20 protein-coding genes are annotated in these 17,130 nt (G+C 57.9%); 7 read left to right on the top strand and 13 right to left on the bottom strand.

Features of this window, described 5'->3' with window-relative positions:
• Positions 1 to 56: 56 nt before the first annotated feature.
• The 11 genes from ACOOE1_RS11900 to ACOOE1_RS11850 form a co-directional block, all read right to left on the bottom strand.
• A complete protein-coding gene (locus ACOOE1_RS11900) occupies positions 57 to 1,394 on the bottom strand; it encodes an APC family permease (RefSeq protein WP_420402414.1) in 1,338 nt (445 codons plus the stop codon).
• Entirely contained in the window at positions 1,391 to 2,101 is a 711-nt protein-coding gene (locus ACOOE1_RS11895; RefSeq protein WP_420402413.1) for a TVP38/TMEM64 family protein, read from the bottom strand. Before ACOOE1_RS11895 ends, ACOOE1_RS11900 begins: the two co-directional genes overlap by 4 nt.
• Positions 2,102 to 2,103: 2 nt before the next feature.
• Positions 2,104 to 2,769, bottom strand: coding sequence for a methyltransferase family protein (locus ACOOE1_RS11890; protein ID WP_420402412.1), 666 nt, complete (start codon positions 2,767 to 2,769; stop codon positions 2,104 to 2,106).
• A complete protein-coding gene (locus tag ACOOE1_RS11885; RefSeq protein WP_420402411.1) occupies positions 2,762 to 3,073 on the bottom strand; it encodes a DUF2933 domain-containing protein in 312 nt (103 codons plus the stop codon). Before ACOOE1_RS11885 ends, ACOOE1_RS11890 begins: the two co-directional genes overlap by 8 nt.
• 88 nt (positions 3,074 to 3,161) lie before the next feature.
• Positions 3,162 to 4,202: a YncE family protein gene (locus tag ACOOE1_RS11880; protein WP_420402410.1), complete on the bottom strand. Its 1,041-nt coding sequence runs from the start codon at positions 4,200 to 4,202 to the stop codon at positions 3,162 to 3,164.
• Positions 4,203 to 4,465: 263 nt separating this feature from the next.
• Positions 4,466 to 4,831 (bottom strand): hypothetical protein, encoded by a 366-nt coding sequence (locus ACOOE1_RS11875; protein WP_420402409.1) that lies wholly within the window; start codon positions 4,829 to 4,831, stop codon positions 4,466 to 4,468.
• A 107-nt stretch (positions 4,832 to 4,938) separates the two neighbouring features.
• On the bottom strand, positions 4,939 to 5,304 hold the full coding sequence (locus ACOOE1_RS11870) for a c-type cytochrome (RefSeq protein WP_420402408.1): 366 nt from the start codon (positions 5,302 to 5,304) through the stop codon (positions 4,939 to 4,941).
• Positions 5,305 to 5,306: 2 nt separating this feature from the next.
• The gene (locus ACOOE1_RS11865) at positions 5,307 to 5,744 is read right to left on the bottom strand and encodes a c-type cytochrome (RefSeq protein WP_420402407.1); all 438 of its coding nucleotides are present in this window, start codon (positions 5,742 to 5,744) and stop codon (positions 5,307 to 5,309) included.
• A gap of 38 nt (positions 5,745 to 5,782) precedes the next feature.
• Entirely contained in the window at positions 5,783 to 6,091 is a 309-nt protein-coding gene (locus ACOOE1_RS11860) for an SHOCT domain-containing protein (protein WP_420402406.1), read from the bottom strand.
• Positions 6,092 to 6,117: 26 nt separating this feature from the next.
• Entirely contained in the window at positions 6,118 to 6,543 is a 426-nt protein-coding gene (gene cueR, locus ACOOE1_RS11855) for a Cu(I)-responsive transcriptional regulator (RefSeq protein WP_420402405.1), read from the bottom strand.
• 59 nt (positions 6,544 to 6,602) lie between these two features.
• Entirely contained in the window at positions 6,603 to 9,074 is a 2,472-nt protein-coding gene (locus ACOOE1_RS11850; protein ID WP_420402404.1) for a heavy metal translocating P-type ATPase, read from the bottom strand.
• A 590-nt stretch (positions 9,075 to 9,664) separates the two neighbouring features.
• Here ACOOE1_RS11850 and ACOOE1_RS11845 point away from each other — a divergent pair.
• The 3 genes from ACOOE1_RS11845 to ACOOE1_RS11835 all read left to right on the top strand — a co-directional run bounded on the left by ACOOE1_RS11845 (position 9,665) and on the right by ACOOE1_RS11835 (position 11,116).
• Entirely contained in the window at positions 9,665 to 9,889 is a 225-nt protein-coding gene (locus ACOOE1_RS11845; RefSeq protein ID WP_420402403.1) for a hypothetical protein, read from the top strand.
• A gap of 79 nt (positions 9,890 to 9,968) precedes the next feature.
• A complete protein-coding gene (locus ACOOE1_RS11840; RefSeq protein WP_420402402.1) occupies positions 9,969 to 10,403 on the top strand; it encodes an antitoxin Xre-like helix-turn-helix domain-containing protein in 435 nt (144 codons plus the stop codon).
• Positions 10,400 to 11,116 (top strand): RES family NAD+ phosphorylase, encoded by a 717-nt coding sequence (locus tag ACOOE1_RS11835; RefSeq protein WP_420402401.1) that lies wholly within the window; start codon positions 10,400 to 10,402, stop codon positions 11,114 to 11,116. Before ACOOE1_RS11840 ends, ACOOE1_RS11835 begins: the two co-directional genes overlap by 4 nt.
• Positions 11,117 to 11,479: 363 nt before the next feature.
• Here ACOOE1_RS11835 and ACOOE1_RS11830 read toward each other — a convergent pair whose 3' ends face one another.
• Positions 11,480 to 12,841, bottom strand: a complete 1,362-nt coding sequence (locus ACOOE1_RS11830) for a TRAP transporter large permease (RefSeq protein WP_420402400.1) — start codon at positions 12,839 to 12,841, stop codon at positions 11,480 to 11,482.
• On the bottom strand, positions 12,841 to 13,338 hold the full coding sequence (locus tag ACOOE1_RS11825) for a TRAP transporter small permease subunit (protein WP_420402399.1): 498 nt from the start codon (positions 13,336 to 13,338) through the stop codon (positions 12,841 to 12,843). The genes ACOOE1_RS11830 and ACOOE1_RS11825 overlap by 1 nt, the downstream gene beginning before the upstream one ends.
• A 159-nt stretch (positions 13,339 to 13,497) precedes the next feature.
• Between ACOOE1_RS11825 and ACOOE1_RS11820 the strand changes: the two genes are divergently transcribed.
• From ACOOE1_RS11820 to ACOOE1_RS11805, 4 genes are all read left to right on the top strand, one after another.
• The gene (locus tag ACOOE1_RS11820; RefSeq protein WP_420402398.1) at positions 13,498 to 13,887 is read left to right on the top strand and encodes a transposase; all 390 of its coding nucleotides are present in this window, start codon (positions 13,498 to 13,500) and stop codon (positions 13,885 to 13,887) included.
• Positions 13,830 to 13,976, top strand: coding sequence for a hypothetical protein (locus ACOOE1_RS11815; protein WP_420406428.1), 147 nt, complete (start codon positions 13,830 to 13,832; stop codon positions 13,974 to 13,976). Before ACOOE1_RS11820 ends, ACOOE1_RS11815 begins: the two co-directional genes overlap by 58 nt.
• Before the next feature lie 225 nt (positions 13,977 to 14,201).
• The gene (locus ACOOE1_RS11810; RefSeq protein WP_420402397.1) at positions 14,202 to 16,541 is read left to right on the top strand and encodes a heavy metal translocating P-type ATPase; all 2,340 of its coding nucleotides are present in this window, start codon (positions 14,202 to 14,204) and stop codon (positions 16,539 to 16,541) included.
• Between the two features lie 428 nt (positions 16,542 to 16,969).
• Positions 16,970 to 17,116 (top strand): L,D-transpeptidase family protein, encoded by a 147-nt coding sequence (locus ACOOE1_RS11805; RefSeq protein WP_420406427.1) that lies wholly within the window; start codon positions 16,970 to 16,972, stop codon positions 17,114 to 17,116.
• Positions 17,117 to 17,130 lie beyond the last annotated feature (14 nt).

Here is a 17,130-nt window from a genome sequence, read left to right as displayed (position 1 = left end):
GCAAGTGGAGACGGGGCGAACGGCCAGGCGGTTCGCCCCGTTACGAAGCCTCGGCCTCAGTGACTGTGTTCGGTTTGCGGGGCCAGCCAGCGAGCGAGATAGAACCGCTCGAACACGAAGACAGAGACAATCGCCACGACCGCGTAGAACACGATCAGCGGATCGGTTTCCAGCTTCATCAGGGTGAATGCGGCAAGCACGGTGCCATCAAATCCGAGCGCAAGCAGCAACACGGTCGCCGATGCCCCAATCTCGTGGCGCCGGAAGCGAAACACGCCCCAATGTACGACCATATCCATCACGAGGTAGAAGAAGGCTCCGAGTGACGCGATCCGGCTGAGATCAAAGAAGATCGCGAGGATCGACGCGATCACCACGGTGTAGACAAGTGTGTGCCGCTGGATCGTGCCCGACATGCCGAAGTGACTGTGCGGGATCATCTTCATATCCGTGAGCATCGCCAGCATTCGGGATACAGCGAAGACACTCGCGAGGACACCAGAAGCCGTGGCCACGGCCGCGAGTAGGACTGTCAGGTAAAAGCCGATCTCACCGAGAGCCGGCTCCGCTGCTTCGGCAAGCGAATAGTCCCGTGCGGCAATAATCTCACCCAAAGTCAGACTGGAACCGACCCCGAAGGCGACCAGAAGATAGGTCAGCACGCAGACTCCGATCGAGATCATGATCGCCCGGCCGACATTGCGATGCGGGTCGGTGACCTCCGCACCGCTGTTGGTGATTGTCGTGAAGCCCTTGAAGGCAAGGATCGCCAGGGCGACAGACGCAACGAAACCGACCGGACCGAACGAGGCCTCGGATCCGGAAGCCGAGGCCTCGAAGCTGAAGCCGCTCGACCAGAGTGCGGCTATCCCGAACAGGGCGATGCCGCCGATCTTGACTGCAGCCATCAGGATCGAGAACAGCCCGACTGACCGGTTGCCGGCGATGTTCACGATAAACGCGAAAAGAATGACGCCAACGGCCAGAACCGGCACCAATGGACCGCCCGAAATATCGAATGGCCGCAGCACGTAGGTCGCGAAAGTGCGTGCAACGAGGCTCTCGGCAATGACCATGCTCAGCGCCATCAGAAGCGCCGCACCTGCCGCGACCGCCCCTGGACCGTAGCACTTCTGCAGGATCATCCCGATGCCGCCAGCCGATGGCCAGGCGTTCGACATGCTGATGTAGCTGTAGGCGCTGAACCCGGTGAATATGGCCCCCACGATGAACGCCAGCGGAAACAGCGGCCCCGCAAGCTGGGCGATCTGCCCGGTCAGAGCGAAGATCCCGGCGCCAATCATCACCCCGGTTCCCATGGCAACCGCCCCACCCAGGGAGATCGAGCCGGCTTTATAGGTTGTGCTGTGATTACTGTGCTCGGTGCTGTTCATTCGATCGGTTTCTCCGTAAGGGCGCATGAGTGAGTCTTTGGATCTCCGGCCTTGGATCGGGAAACACCGAAGACAAGCCCGATAATGGATAGGAGTGCGAGGCCCGCGAGACTGAAGAGGATACCCTTGCCATCACTCTCAATCGCGATAAGGCCGGCGCCGGCATGAGACAGTAGAAAGGTTGCAGGTATCATCCCGGCGGCGGTAGCAATCGCAAACCACAACCGGCGCAAGTGGGTGAGACCGGCAGCATAGCTGATCACGTCGAAGGACACTGCCGGCAGAAGACGGGCGACAAATACTACAGTGGTAAGGCCTATCTGGGAGTCGACCATGCTTGGAAGGACTCCTTTCCCGAACCAGCGACTGATTCGTTCACGTCCGAAACGCCGAGCAAGTTCGAACGCGATCAGAGCCCCGATTTCCGCACCTGCCAGCGCATAAACAGTACCCCAAAAATGTCCGTAAACCGCTCCTGCAGCCAACGTGATCGGGGCACTCGGGATCGGGCTAAGCACGATAGCAGCCACCATGATCACAACGAGGGCCACCGGGCCCCACGGGCCTGCATTCCTGATATAAGACACGACCTGATCGGATGACCACCAAGGCACCGCCGAGGCAAATGCATAGAGAATCCCGGCCGCGGAGATCAGCGCAAATACCACAATCAATTGCTTGGCCGAGAAGCTGAAGTGGTAACCCATTCTCAATGTCGTGGCCCTCCGCCCGACGGAACCGGCTCGCCGAAGCTCGGGATGAAACGCGGCGTTCGGTCAGCATAGCGACGGTACTCATCTCCAAACGCTGCTTCGGCGGCTTTTTCTTCCGACAATGACAGACGCCAGTACATGAACAGCAGAACGGGATACATCGCTATCGTGAGGATGGTCGGCCACTGGACGAGAAACCCCGTCAGGATCGCAACGAACCCGACATACTGAGGGTGTCGCACTCGGGCATAAAGTCCAGTGACGGCGAGTCTGCCTTCCTTTTGTGCCTGATGGAGTACGGGCCAGGCCGCTGACAGGAGGAGAAACCCGATGCCGATTAGGATGAAACTCAGAAGATGAAATGGTCCGAAATGAGGATTGGCTTCCCAGCCGAACATCATTTCCGGCAGATGCCCAGAATCGTGAGCGAACCAGTTGATCTCCGGAAAGGCGCTTTGCAGCCATCCCGACAGTAGATAGATGGTTAGCGGAAACCCATACATCTCCGTGAAAAGAGCGATCAGGAAAGCACTGAAGGCACCGAAGGACCTCCAGTCACGCTTCGTCTGCGGCTTGAAGAAGCTAAAGGCGAATATGATGAATACGGCCGAATTGATGATCACCAGAGACCACAATCCGTAGTCTGGCTGTGACTCACCCATTGCTATGCCTCCCGGTTTGGTCTCCGCGCAGACCTGACGATTCGTTCGTATTCTCCGGCCTCACGTCGCGAGCGGTTTCGCGGGGAGCATTGTGCGCGTCCTCTTCACCGTGCCGGTGTCCATGCCCGTGTCCGTGTCCTCCATGCATGAAGATATGAAGCAACGGGCATAACAGGAGCAGAAGATAGGGCAGATAGGGAAAGGCCAATTGAATATGGGCCGAATGCTCTGTCCAGAGGAAGTATCCGACGACGAGAACAAATCCCGTGAAAACAATCGACCTGCGATTTAGCAAGGAGTTCATTTGCATTCTCCAACCGACAGCGGAGAAGCTGACGGCTTTAAGCTTTGAGTTTCTGGAATTCGGGTGGGTCCGGTGACGAAAACGCCAATCACCTGACCACAACCATTTGATGCCCGATGCCGGCGAGTTGGAGTTTCTTGACTGCTTTGCCGCTCGAGATGTCAATCACCCACACTTCCGGGTTTGCTCTGGAGGACACCAGAACCTGACCGGACCCTGTAATTTTAGTCACGTGATAAGGCTCGGGCCCCAGGGGATATTTGGCGACCGAGCCAGAGTTCAGGTTTATGACTGCAACAGCGTCGCTTCCGGTAACTGCGACAAGCAGGCTTTTCCCATCGTCGGACAGGTCCAGACCGTGAATTTCGCTATCGATCGCAAAGCTCCGGAGAATTGCTCCGGTTTTGACATCCAGCTCGAATACCCGACCTGTGCCGGAATCCGCGACGTAGAGGGTTCCGGTGCCGGATCGACGCGCCATATGTTCCGGTGCGTCTCCCGCGAGCATGTTGCGCCGAACGAATGCACGTTCGAGATCGACTTCACTTACAGTTCCATTCCCGCTGTTCGACACAAAGGCTGTTTTGGAAGTCTCGTCGATGATTGCGTAGTTCGGCATCGGGCCGGTTGAAACCCAGCCCACGACCTTGTAGCTGATCAAATCGATTATCGAGATACCGTCTGCCCCGGGATGAGTTGCGACTGCATAGCGACCGTCTGGTGACATCGCGGTGTGATGCACGGCGCCGGGAACCTCAATGCGACGAATAATCCGCTCAGATACCCGGTCTACGATGGAAAGGATGCTGCCTCCCGCTCCAGCAGGCCCGACCGGTTTTTCGGTGGCCCCATGGTGGGCAGCATGTTCGTCGGCGCTCACGGAAGCCGGAGCCTCCACGGATTTGTCCGTTTCCACGAAGCTTCCTGCGACCAAGACTCCGGAAACCGTTGCGCCCGACAGCCCATGGACCGCCTCCAATCCCTCAATTCGTGCGATCGTGGATCCACTTGCCCCATCGACGACAAGAACCGAGTTCGCGCCCCCTTCCGGGATATAGACGGTCTGGGCACGGGTGATACTGGAGGCGAAGCCCAGTATGGCACCGGCAATTGCAGCTGCGAGCAGCAATCCGAACCGGGTTTTCCCGTGAACTTCCCAACTGCAGGTAATGGAATGGGTTCTCTCCAGACCGTGTCTGGATCGTTGAGACAATCTCGACGACATTATTTTCTCCATGGATTCCGGCCTTGACCCTCGGAGGCATCCTCCAGAGAGATCAGGTCCTTGGATATTTTTTCGGATAGTTATCCAGTGGCCAAACCGGCCGGGTATTGGGCTCGGTTTAGTTCCTTAAGGCGGCTTTCACACAGGGCAAGCCCTCGGACAAGCCGCTAAGCCAGTTGATTGAACGATGGCGGTCTGAGCAGGCCGGGCACTGCCACTCCATTCCCGAGAAGATCTGGCTGAAAAGGGAAATGACCCGGAATTCTCTGCGATGGCAGCAAGACACCGCTGTCTAAGACAAACGTCAGGCAAACAAATGAGAGATGGCACTCTGTCAACGCATGGGAAGGTAAGTTGCCGCCCGCATCATCGGATGCCCCGTCGAGCTCTGAAAGAGCCACCTCGGCATGATGTGCCTGAATTTCCCATGGATCTGATGCGATAGCATTGCCGGCAGAAAGAGACAGAAGGGCCATTGCGGCCAGAAGCGGCAGCGCCCAAAAAACCCTCTGTCTGCTCATAATGCCAAGCATTCTCTAAAATCCGGCTTTTTTGTAATCTGGCCTATCCTGGCGCCGGGAACCTTGATCCAGATCAAGAAGGAAGCGAATGGAGAAGCCTTCGGAAAAGCCTTGCCAAATCAGCGGATTCCATTGGCACGTTGAAGGGCGCGCACGTACTTGACGATCATCTCGATTTGCTTCTCGGTCACGCCCTCGACAGGTTTCATGTCTCCGAACCGCCAATGATGGGCTCGTGCACCGCGAAGGGCAGCGAGATAGAAGGATTCGTCGCTATGGTGGCCCGGCGCATACACTCGATGCAGGAACGGCGGGCCTTTGTCCGTTCCTACGCCGTTCAAACCGTGGCATCCTGCGCAGAATTTCTCGTACGCAATTTTTCCGAACACCTCTGGGCCTTTCAGGTCGGGTTCCCTGACTTCCTGCGCCTGAGATGAAGTGGCAAAAATCAAGAATGCTATTGCAGCTGGTAAAATGGTGCGCATGGTTATCCCCTTTTATCGGATCGAGTGACTTGCTCTTGCCGTTGTTGAATTTCATGCGGCCATGTACTCTTGATGTATGACAGCACAGCTATGATGCTTCGGTCATCGAGTAGCTCGTCAAACCCGGGCATGTCGCTCTCATATCCATTTCCCACCACAACGCCCGGGCCGAATTTGGTCAGTTCAAAAATGACGCGGTCCGAGTGATGCCAAGTATGTCCACTCTGGTCATGAGGCGGCGCTGGCAGCCGTCCGTCCTTTTTCCTTTGTCTCCAGTCTGGTTGACCTTCCAGCTTATCGCCGTGGCACACAGCACAGTTCTCGGCGTAAATAGCTCTCCCCGCGGCCACGAGCTGCGCATTATTGGCATCCAATGTAAGAGCTGATTTGTTGGTTGTTTCCTGCCAATAAAACGCAACGACACCGACGCCAACAATCACGAGTATTGCCGCAATACCGAATCCGACCTGTCGAGGCTTCACCGCGAAAGAGCCTTCTTCCGCTCCTCGAATTCTTCCCTGTCAATTTCTCCTCTAGCAAAGCGCTCTTCAAGTATGCGCAAAGCAGAGCCAGCGCCGCCTGCTGTTCCGAACAAACGGGTGACGACAACAATTGCGACGACGATCAATCCAAGTGCGACCAGCATCATGAACGGTCCCATGAACCAGCCTCCGTACATCATATGGTCGCCATAAAAACTGTCACCGGAGTCGGCCGCCGCAGTTCTGGAAAGGGCCACCGCCCCGGTGAAGGCGGTCAGGCTCCAGACACAATGTCGGATTTGCATGGTTTTCCCTCCTTTAACAAATGAGCTTAGTGATGCATGAGTTTCCCGGAGCCATCCTCGCTCGATAGGTCGTCAATGATCGGACAATCTGGGCGATTGTCTCCGGCGCAACTGTCTAAAAGGTGTGCCAGAACTTCCCGGAGGTTTGTCAATTCGACAATCTTTGCCTCGATTTCTTTCAGATTTTTCTCCGCGAGTTTCTTGACGTCGGCGCTGCTCCTCTTCGAGTCCTCGTAGAGTGACAGAAGGGCTCTGCAGTCCTCGACACTGAATCCGAGACTCCGAGCCCTCTGCACAAAGCGCAGTTTGTGGATCTCGATTTCTCCATACTGTCGATACCCGTTCCCGGAGCGAGGAGCGATGACCAATCCGATATCTTCATAATATCGGATTGTCTTAACTGGCAGGTTCGACGCCTTCGAAGCTTGACCGATATTTTTAAGGTTGCTCATCGTACCCTCGTAGTTAGTAAGAGTCTGATTTGCGCCGCCGGGATCAGGGCCAACCGGTCCTAGTTCAACCGGACACGTCTAAGGCGCAGTGCGTTGCCGACCACGGAAAGAGACGAGAGACTCATGGCCGCCGCCGCGAGGATCGGAGACAACAAAAGTCCGAAGACCGGATAGAGCACTCCCGCTGCGATCGGTACGCCGGCAGCGTTGTAAATGAACGCAAAGAATAGATTCTGGCGGATATTCCGCATGGTTGCCGTTGATAGATGGCGTGCGCGAACGATGCCCTGTAGATCGCCCTTGACCAAGGTAAACCCGGCGCTCTCGATCGCGACATCAGCTCCGGTGCCCATTGCTATTCCGACATCCGCTTGCGCCAGAGCTGGAGCATCGTTCACTCCGTCGCCGGCCATAGCCACGCTATGACCCTGGTTCTGGAATTCCTGGACGATTTTGACCTTGTCTTCCGGCAGGACATCGGCTCGGTATTCCGATATTCCCAAACTATCTGCGACCGCTTTTGCGGTTCTGGAATTGTCGCCGGTAGCCATTACGATACGAAGGCCCGCATCCCTTAGCGCCCTGAGCGCCGCAGGCGTCGTTTCCTTCACAGGATCTGCTACTGCAATTAGTCCAGCCGCATTTTTGTCGATGACGACAAACATTACTGTCTCGCCCTGTTCCTGGCGGGCGACGATCGTTTCGCTAAGCTCTCCGATCTCAATGTTCTGTTTTGCAAGTAGCCTTTCATTGCCGAGAGCGATCTGGATTCCGCCAAACTTGCCGACGACTCCCATACCGGTGACTGCGTCAAATTCGTCGACGGAGCGTAGTGCGAGCCCTCTCTCCGCCGCGCCCTTCACAATTGCCTCGGCAAGAGGATGTTCTGAACCGCGCTCAAGGCTTGCGGCTAGGGTCAGGAGTTCGCTTTCATCATATCCCTCCGTCGCCTCTACCGCGACCAGCTTTGGGCGTCCCTCGGTCAGCGTGCCGGTCTTGTCCACGATAAGCGTGGAAACAGCGGAAAATCGTTCGAGAGATTCGGCGTTTTTTATAAGGACTCCGGCTTCCGCCCCTCGGCCTGTTGCAGTCATAATTGACATTGGCGTCGCAAGGCCAAGCGCACAGGGGCATGCAATAATTAGGACCGATACCGCGACAACCAATGCATAGGCCATGGCTGGCGCCGGGCCCCAAATTGACCAAGCTCCGAAAGCTGAGGCGGCAGCCAGAATCACTGCCGGGACAAACCATCCGGCCACAGTGTCGGCGAGCCTCTGAATTGGTGCTCTGCTGCGCTGCGCTTGGCTTACCATGTCGACGATCTGGCTGAGCAGGGTGTCCTTGCCGACACGACGTGCTTCCATGATGATCGAGCCTGTTTGGTTGATCGTCGCACCTGTGACCGTGTCGCCGGAAGATTTCTCTGCCGGGATCGGTTCGCCAGTGATCATCGACTCATCGATCGCTGTCCGGCCTTCTAACACGACCCCATCGACCGGGACCTTTTCTCCCGGGCGGACGCGTAGCCGATCGCCGGCTACCACACGGTCGAGGTCGATCTCTTCCTCGGTACCGTTCTCCCGGACAATGATTGCAGTCTTGGCCGCAAGGCTCAGCAACGCCTTGATTGCACCTGAAGTCTTTTCTCGTGCGGACAGTTCCATGATCTGACCGAGCAGGACCAGGACGACGATGACCGCGCCGGCCTCATAATAGACACCGACCGAACCGTCGCTGTTCCTGAAGCCATCGGGAAAGGCTTGAGGCACGATTGTCGCAAGCAAGCTGAAGCCGTATGCAGCCCCAACCCCTAGCGCGATCAGGGAGAACATGTTCAGGTTCCGGGTGAGGAACGACTTCCAGCCGCGCACGAAAAACGGCCAGCCGGACCAGAGTATCACTGGTGTTGCTAGAACGAGTTCTGCCCAGCTCGCCATCCGCTCGCCGAGCCATTCACGAACGGGAATTCCCAGGTGCGGCCCCATCGCCAAAACCAGAATGGGCAATGTCAGGGCCGTTCCAATCCAAAAGCGTCGCTTGAAATCGACAAGTTCAGGGTTTGGGCCCGCATCGGCCGAGGGCATCATGGGCTCGAGCGCCATACCGCAGATTGGACAGTCTCCCGGGCCCTCCTGAACTATCTCCGGGTCCATCGGGCAGGTATAGAGCGTTCCCTCCGGCATGGGCTCCGGTATGGGGCGGCCTGCGAGGTAGGATTCGGGAGCAGCCAGGAACTTTTCTTCGCAGCGGGACGAGCAGAAATAAAATTTTTCTCCTCCATGCTTCTGCATGTGCACAGCGCTAGAGCGGTCTACTGACATCCCGCAGACCGGATCCTCGCTTTTCAGATAACCTTCCGGGTCGGATTGAAATTTAGACAGACACTTGGGGTTGCAGAACCGATATGCATGACCCGCGTAGTCGAGTGTCAGTTCGTCCTTACTATGTTCGACAGTCATGCCGCACACTGGATCTCGAGTGAGAGTCGGTTTCCCTGGATTCCGCGTTTCTGACGACAAATTCGCCATGGTCAGCTCGCTTCCACAGATTTTCAAAATTTAGGATTTTCCCAATGTGCTCCTTCCAGCGGGTGGAGGGTCAAGGGGCTATTGGGGTTGGTTTTCCCGTGCTCAGGGATGTCGTCAATTGCACCGTATAGGAGTGATGTAAAATATAGAGCGCAATGAATCTTTGTGATTATGATGTATAAATTTCGCCTATCATGCAAAAAGGTTTATTGGGTAGAAAAAGTGCAGACCGATTTGATATGTTCCCGAGTTTTTGTTTTGGGTAGATTGTGGAATTGGTCTCATTTTTATTGAGGATTTGGATTTGCACTCTATCTTCACCCAGCATTCATGGGTCTTCGTTGAAGGCCAGCCCCAACTTGTCGTGCTGATGCGACTGTCACGACCGGCCAAGTAGCCGCGTCTTCAGTGCTTATGCGGGTTTCTTCAAGGTGGGGGGCAACTCTACGCACGCCGGCGCGGACAAGCGCTGTCAACGTTGCCCTAACCGCCCGTACTTGATCGACTGTTGGCCTGCCGGCCCAGTGGAAAAAAAAGCTGGTGTGCTCGTTCGAAAACCAGTGGCTGAAAGGTCGCGATTGGTTGCTCATGTGACCGAAGCCATCTCGGAAGCGACCGCGCGGAACCACGCTCACTCTGTCGCGCTGCACTTCATGTATTACAATTTCATGCGGTTGCATAAGTCGCAGCGAATGACTCTGGCCATGGTGGCGGATACTACGACGAAGCTGAGGGTGATCGGTGAGGTCGTCGATCTGAATGAAGTGGCGGAAGATGCTCGGCCCAAGAAACGTTGCCCGTACAAGAAGCGCTAGGCAGAACCGGTTTCAAACCGAGACGCTATCAAGAGCTTTGCAAACTTGAAAAATTCGTATCATATGATATATTTATATTATGTCATATGAAGTGACACCCGCGGCTTGGCTTGGCCGCTCCTCACCCGGCATTCAACTCGAGCCGGTTTCCGACCGCGACCAGGTCGCGACCTTGGTCAAGGCCCTCGTGCGGATTGCCGAAGCCTGGAAACTGACCAACCAGGAAGCATCCGCCCTTCTCGATGTCCCTCCTGCGACCTGGAGCCGGATGAAGGCCGGCACTTATCGCGGAAGCTTCGATCGGGACAAGGTCACTCGCGCGAGTTACCTGATCGGGATCTACAAGGGGCTTCGTCTCCTCTTCAACGGCCCCCTGACCGAAGGCTGGCCCAAGACGTCCAATGAAGGGCCCGGCTTCGGCGGAAGAACCCCGGTCGAACTCATGTGCGCCGGCGGCATCCCGGCGCTGATGAAAGTGCGCCGCCACATCGACGCGCTTCGGGGAGGTCTGTGATTCGGGCCGATGCGGTGCCGGTCACGGATTTCAACGATTCCTATAAGGTCCGCCTGATTCCGACAGCCTATATCGACCAGCCGGCGATGGCGCCGCTGGTCGATACCCGGGTCGAGCTCGAGTTTCTCGAAGAGATCGAGGCACTGACTTCGGCGCGGCTCTCCCCCGATATCGCCATGCCCGACGGAATCGATCCGGGTGAGCTCATCAGGCCGGAGTCCCAGCCGGGCTGGACCTATATCAACGCCGCGTTCTGCCATGTGCGGCCGGAAGGGAACCGGTTCAACGACGGGGACCGGGGAGCCTGGTATGCCGCCTGGAGCGAAGGGGGTCCAGAGGATGCCGTGCTGACCTCACAGGCCGAGGTCGGCTGGCATCTCGGCCGTGAGCTTGCGGCGACCGGCGTGTTCGAAAACCTGACCTCCTACCGGGAGATCTGGTCGGGTCTTATGGCGGAAATGCATGACCTGAGAGACCATCCTGACGAAGTGTGTCTCGATGCCGATATCGAACAGGGACACGCCGCGGGCCAGGAACTCTCGCGCCAGCTCCTCTCGATCGGGAGCAACGGAGTGCTTTACCCGTCAGCGCGGCGGAAGGGCGGCCTCTGTCTCGCAATCTTCCGGCCATATCTTGTCCAGAAAGTCCGCCAGGGCGGTACCTGGATTTTCGAGTGGCAGGGTCATCCGGACCCGGTGATCCGGGTCGCGTGACCTTGGATCTCAAGATGACAATGAATTCAGTCGACTAAGTTCAAAACACCAGGTTTCCCACCAAATAAATATCAAGCTCATAACTTGAAGGTCGCAGGTGCAAATCCTGCCGCTGCAATCAACGATTCAAGAACGATAGCTACATATCTCGACGGAGCTATTTGATTTCTGGAGCCGTATTGGAAACGGTTGACCGCAAAATATGAAGGGGGGCCGGTTGCTGACCGAAGTATTGTTGAAACATCGCGTCCAAAGACGCTTGGAGCCGGTCTGGTCTCTAAATTCAATGTGACAGCTTTCGACCCAAAGCGGTCACCCGATAACTCTGCGCCGCCTGCAACATCGCGCGCGATCCGTCATGGATTACAGAAGCACCATAGTTGGGATGACCGTAACGATCGCCGGATACAGCAGGACCGCCGCAATCATTGCGAGCTGGATCAACACCAACGGGAAAACACCACGGTATATGTCGACCATCCGGACGCTTGGAGGGGCTGATCCCTTAAGGAAGAAAAGCGCAAAGCCAAATGGCGGGGTCAGGAATGAAGTCTGCAAGACCAAAGCGATAAGTGCACCAATCCAAACCTTCGATAGACCCGCAGACCCAACATACCAACTGAAGTCCAACTGGCTGATTGCCGGATAGAGGATCGGCAAAGAAACCAACACGATCTCGATCCAGTCGATGAAAAAGCCGAGCACGAAGAGGATCGCCAAAACGACAAGCAGAACACCGAAGTCACCGATCTCGAGGGCATCAAAGAGATCGACGGCGATGTCGTCGCCTCCGTAAAAACGGAATACAAGAGAGAAAATACTGGCCCCCATGACCACGAAGAAAACCATGCCGGTCAGCAGCATAGTTCGGTAGAACGCTTCGCGGAGCAGGGATGGACGGAAGCCCCGATACAGAAAGATCAGCAGCGCCGCTCCAACAGCGCCGACCGAGGCAGCTTCGGAAGGCGCGACCCATCCGGCGATGATCGACCCGAGCACGAGCGCAATCAGTCCAACCGGCAGCACAAGGCTGCGGACCAGATAGAGGACGATCGAACCTCCGATTTCAGACTCGGTTTTGCGCTCATCGAGCCTAGGACGCTTCCACACGAAGTCCGAAACAACGAAGAAGGTGATAAAGGCAACGGCCAGTCCGAGAATTGGCGCAATCGGAGCCAGGAACATGTTGGCGACCGTGACCCCGATCGCATCCGACAAGAAGAAAAGCATGATTGCTGGTGGAGCAATCACGCCGAGGGTCCCGGCAGCGGCTATCGCGCCACTCGCGATTTCAGGGCGATATCTTTGGGCGAGCATTGTCGGCATTGCAGCCATGGCGATCGTTGCTACCGAGGCGCCGATGACTCCGGCCATGGGAGCCAGCAGCATGCCGATGACGATAACGGAGATGCACATGCTGCCGGGGACACGCGCCAGCAGGCGCTGTAGGCAAAGCAGGAGTTCCCGAGCGGCCCCGCTGATTTCCAGTGCGACCCCCATAAACAAAAGCATCGGAACAGCCGGATAAACGAGGCTTTCACCTACGGAATCGTAAATTTTGTATGGCACAAGGAACAGTGTCGGGATGGGGAACTCGTCGATAACGACCCCAATCAGAGCGAAGCCAACTCCAACTCCGGCCAAGACGCCGCCCACGGGAAATCCCGTAAAAAGAAGAATTACCAAGGCCAGCAGCATCAGGTGAGGCAGCAAGTCGACCAACATCAGGCATCGTCCCCGTCGACGGCCGGATTGGCCAACCGATAGCAACCGGCCAGGAACAGCAGAAGTGAGCCAATTGGGAGAACCGACTTGATGATCCAGCGGGCCGACAAGCCAAGCGCAGCACGAGAGCCCTCGTCTTGTACGAATGATAACCAGGTCATTCGCACTCCAAACCAGAGCAGTATGAGGCAGAGCGGCAGAAAGAGGGCGATCAGCATGACCTGTTCGAGTCTCGCTTTCAGGCGGGCCGACACGCGTTCGCGGAGGATGTCAACCCGGACGTGGCGATCCTTGATGTACGTGTAGCCGATGCCGAACATGACGGAGGCGAAGAATAACTGCGAGGCAAGCTCTTGAAGAGGGGTCGAACTGAACTGTAAGAACCGTCGCCCCGTAACGTCGACAATCGATACCAAGATCAATCCAGGTAGAAAGATCAACGCAGCCACGGCACCGCCTACGGAGATGGCCTTCTTCGCCGTTTCAAGGAGATCCATCTGCCCCATCCTTCAAGCCTGTTGCAACATTCAGTCGTGGATCAGCGAGCAGGATAGAACCTATAGTGACTAGAGGCTCAAGGGGCATCTGGATGTTGAGCAAGGTTCAGTAAAACCGAGGCGCGACGAGAGGGCGCGCAAATGGGCCAGGAGACCGAGATGGACGAGGCCCGGATTAATGACCATCTCGGCGAGATGGTGCGCGAGACTATAAAGGAGGCGCTGATCGAGATGTACCTAGCCGGCGTGTCGGTCCGCTTGGTGGAAGACATCACCGAGGCACTGTTGGGCTCCCGGGTAAGCCCCGGCTCAGTGTCGAACCTGAATAAGATGATCTACGTCAAGATCGAGGCATGGCGGCACCGGCCGATCGCTGTCGATCACCCGTATTTGTATCTGGACGGCGTCATCATGAGCCGGAGCCGGGCAGATGAGGTTCGCAACGTCTCGCTGCTGGAGCGAGCGCGTTCAACGCTGAGGGCTACCGGGAGATCCTGGAGATTTGCAAGGGGGCGAATGAGAACCAGTCTGGCTGGTCAGCGTTCCTGAGGCTCCTGGTCGACCGTGGGTTGTCCGCTGGTGATCTCCGACGGTGCGAAGCGAAACCAGCGTCGTCTCTAAGGGACCGCGATGCGTAAGCCAGTATCATCCATCCTTGGGCACCAGACAGACCGAAAACCGATCTTAGCCCTGCGCTGCCAAGACGACCACCTGATTGGGTACATTTCCGATCTCGGACCCGTCACAATCGATAGTTAGCGTCGTGCACCCACCAATCCTGTATCAAGCAATTCGACCTCTTGAAGCTCTAGTCACTGTAGGGACTATGTTGATACTATCAGTCCGAATCACGAGGTGACCCAATGTCTTCTTCCGCCCCTTCCCATGACCACGATGAGGATCACGGCGAAAGCTGCTGCGGAGGTGGTGGAAGCTGCGGTGACGTCGCTCCCGCTACGCCTGTGCCGTCGGTCGGGCGCAACTTTCAGGTTTCTGGGCTCGACTGCGCCGAGGAAGTGGCGATTCTGAACAAGGTCGTCGGCCCAAAGGTTGGCGGGGCAGAGCATCTGGCTTTCGACGTCATCAACGGGCGGATGACCATTCTAGACAGCGCGACCCGTGTAACTGACGACGAGGTGGCGCAACTGGTCGCGAGTACCGGCATGAGTGCCAAGCGCTGGGATGCGGGGACCGCATCGGAAGATCAGGCGGCCCATCTGGCCCGGCAGCGGCTGTTCACTGCGCTGAGTGGCGGCTTCTGGGCAGCAGGTTTTCTCTGGCACATCGTCGAGACCGGCATGGGCGGGGCTCTTGGACTGTTCGCGGGTCACGGCGAAGCACCGATGCCGCTGGCCGAGGCGGGGCTCTTCGCCGTCGCGATCCTGTTCGGTGTCTGGCTCGTGGCCCCAAAGGCATGGTCCTCTGCGCGACGGCTGTCGCCCGACATGAACCTACTGATGGTGGTCGCGGTGGCCGGAGCCATCGGTCTCGGCGAGTTCTTCGAGGCGGCGACGGTGGCCTTCTTCTTCTCGCTGTCGCTGTATCTCGAGAGCTGGAGCGTCGGGCGTGCGCGAAATGCGGTAGCGGCGTTGCTCGACCTCGCGCCGCCGTCGGTGCGGGTGATCCGCCCCGATGGCACTGAAGCCGAAATGCCCGCGGCGCAGGTGGCGGTCGGCGACCGCTTCATCGTGCGTGGCGGCGACCGGATTCCTCTGGACGGGGAGGTGACGGACGGCGCGGGCGCCGTCGATCAGGCCCCGATCACAGGCGAAAGCGCGCTCGTGCCTAAGGAGGCGGGCGACGAGGTCTATGCCGGCACGATCAATGGCGAAGGCACGCTGACCGTACGGTCCACCAAGGCGGCTTCGGACACGGTGCTGGCCAAGATCATCCGCTTGGTGGGCGACGCCCACGCCCGCCGCGCACCCGTGGAGCAGTGGGTCGCCAAGTTCGCGCGCATTTATACGCCCATCGTCATGGCGCTGGCCGTCGCCATCGCGCTTCTACCGCCAATCTTCTTCGGCGGTGCCTGGGACTACTGGTTCTACAACGCGCTAGTCCTCTTGGTGATCGCCTGCCCCTGCGCTCTGGTCATCTCGACGCCGGTCTCCATTGTCGCCGCACTGACGGCCTCGGCGCGAGCCGGCGTACTCATCAAGGGCGGTGCCTATGTCGAGGCACCGGGCCGGACGACCGCTTTGGCGATGGACAAGACCGGTACCATCACGATGGGTGAGCCGGAGGTGGCTGCGGTGCATCCGCTTAGTGGAGCCTCGGCGCGAGACCTGATGACGCTGGCAGCCGCACTCGAAGCTCGGTCATCGCATCCGCTGGCGCGTGCCATTCTTGGTCGGGCCCAGGCAGACGGCATCGCGGTGTCACCGGCCGAGGATACGCGCACCGTACCGGGCCGGGGACTGGAAGGAAGGTCAGGGGGGCGAGAAGTCTGGCTCGGCTCAGACCGGTTCGCCGAAGAGAAGGGGTTTGGCAGCGCCATTCCCGCGGATCTCCGCGACCGGATCGAAGGGGACGGCAGCACACTTGTGGCCGTCGGTGACGAGACCGGCGTGACCGGCATCCTCGAACTGCGCGACCGTATCCGATCAGACGCCAAGGGTATTGTGTCGCGCCTTCACGCGCAGGGCGTGAGGACCATCGTCATGCTGACGGGCGACAACGAACGCACCGCACGGGCGGTTGCCGCGGAGGTCGGTATCGACGAGGTGCGTGCCGAGCTTCTACCCGAGGACAAGGTGTCGGTCATCGAGGACTTGGTCGAAAGCCACGATATGGTCGCGATGATCGGTGACGGTGTGAACGACGCCCCGGCCATGGCGCGGGCGCACTATGCCATCGCCATGGGTGCCGTCGGTTCCGACGCGGCCATCGAGACTGCGGACATTGCCTTGATGACAGACGACATCGGCAAGGTACCGTGGCTCATCGGTCATTCCCGGCGGACCATGTCGATCATCCGTCAGAACATCGGCGTTTCACTGGCGACGAAAACCATTTTCGTCGTTGCGACCGCCTTCGGGATGGCGTCGATGTGGGGCGCGATTGCTGCGGACGTTGGCGTCTCGCTTCTAGTGGTCGCCAATGCTTTGCGCCTGCTCAACGGCCATAAGGCCGGTGCGCCGCCATCCGGCGGTGAGCCGATGGGCGAACAGAAGGTAAAAGGCACGCTTGCGCACGGGCATTGAATCGCAACGACCTACAGGGTGGCGTTCGATGTATACGAGACCTCGTGGAAGAGGAAGAGAGCAGTAATCTCCATCCAAATCCCACGCCGTGCCATCTTGCGCGGCGGGGTTGCCGATTTTCTGTCCGGCTGCGCCTGTAAGTTCCGAACTTTTTCGGACCCGGGTCACCCGGTTGCGCCTCTCGAACGCGCAGCGTCTGCTGGTTCTCGGTGGCGCCGATCGCGTATTGAGAACCATTCGATCGAACTGCGTTTCGCGCCTTTGGGTTACAAGTAGTTCGAGGGCGATGGCCGCACACCGGAAGGCTCCTATGTAGTCGCCCGGCGGAACCTCGACAGCCTCTTCCATTTGTCCGTCGGCATCTCCTATCCGAACGACGCTGACATCGCTTCCGCCGAGTCGCGGGAGCGCCCCACCACCGCAAGGACATCTTCATTCATGGCGGATCGCGATCTGGGATCCACCCCACGAATGTCCGCGACTCTACGGCGGGTTGCCTCTCGGTCACGAATCCCAAGATCGAAGAAATCTACGCCGTGGTAAGGGACGGGACACCGATCGACATCTACGGCTGATGAGCCGGGAGGCA

The sequence above is a fragment of the Nisaea sp. genome (assembly GCF_965216895.1).
Taxonomy (GTDB): Bacteria; Pseudomonadota; Alphaproteobacteria; order Thalassobaculales; family Thalassobaculaceae; genus Nisaea.
This window is presented reverse-complemented; position numbering and strand designations above follow the sequence as displayed.

Bases quoted from the DNA above. Each gene is read 5' to 3' on its own strand.
- ACOOE1_RS11900 (WP_420402414.1), bottom strand. From the start codon at position 1,394: ATGAACAGCACCGAGCACAGTAATCACAGCACAACCTATAAAGCCGGC.
- ACOOE1_RS11895 (WP_420402413.1), bottom strand. From the start codon at position 2,101: ATGGGTTACCACTTCAGCTTCTCGGCCAAGCAATTGATTGTGGTATTT.
- ACOOE1_RS11890 (WP_420402412.1), bottom strand. From the start codon at position 2,769: ATGGGTGAGTCACAGCCAGACTACGGATTGTGGTCTCTGGTGATCATC.
- ACOOE1_RS11885 (WP_420402411.1), bottom strand. From the start codon at position 3,073: ATGAACTCCTTGCTAAATCGCAGGTCGATTGTTTTCACGGGATTTGTT.
- ACOOE1_RS11875 (WP_420402409.1), bottom strand. From the start codon at position 4,831: ATGCTTGGCATTATGAGCAGACAGAGGGTTTTTTGGGCGCTGCCGCTT.
- ACOOE1_RS11870 (WP_420402408.1), bottom strand. From the start codon at position 5,304: ATGCGCACCATTTTACCAGCTGCAATAGCATTCTTGATTTTTGCCACT.
- ACOOE1_RS11860 (WP_420402406.1), bottom strand. From the start codon at position 6,091: ATGCAAATCCGACATTGTGTCTGGAGCCTGACCGCCTTCACCGGGGCG.
- cueR (WP_420402405.1), bottom strand. From the start codon at position 6,543: ATGAGCAACCTTAAAAATATCGGTCAAGCTTCGAAGGCGTCGAACCTG.
- ACOOE1_RS11850 (WP_420402404.1), bottom strand. From the start codon at position 9,074: ATGGCGAATTTGTCGTCAGAAACGCGGAATCCAGGGAAACCGACTCTC.
- ACOOE1_RS11840 (WP_420402402.1), top strand. From the start codon at position 9,969: ATGTCATATGAAGTGACACCCGCGGCTTGGCTTGGCCGCTCCTCACCC.
- ACOOE1_RS11830 (WP_420402400.1), bottom strand. From the start codon at position 12,841: ATGTTGGTCGACTTGCTGCCTCACCTGATGCTGCTGGCCTTGGTAATT.
- ACOOE1_RS11825 (WP_420402399.1), bottom strand. From the start codon at position 13,338: ATGGATCTCCTTGAAACGGCGAAGAAGGCCATCTCCGTAGGCGGTGCC.
- ACOOE1_RS11820 (WP_420402398.1), top strand. From the start codon at position 13,498: ATGGACGAGGCCCGGATTAATGACCATCTCGGCGAGATGGTGCGCGAG.
- ACOOE1_RS11810 (WP_420402397.1), top strand. From the start codon at position 14,202: ATGTCTTCTTCCGCCCCTTCCCATGACCACGATGAGGATCACGGCGAA.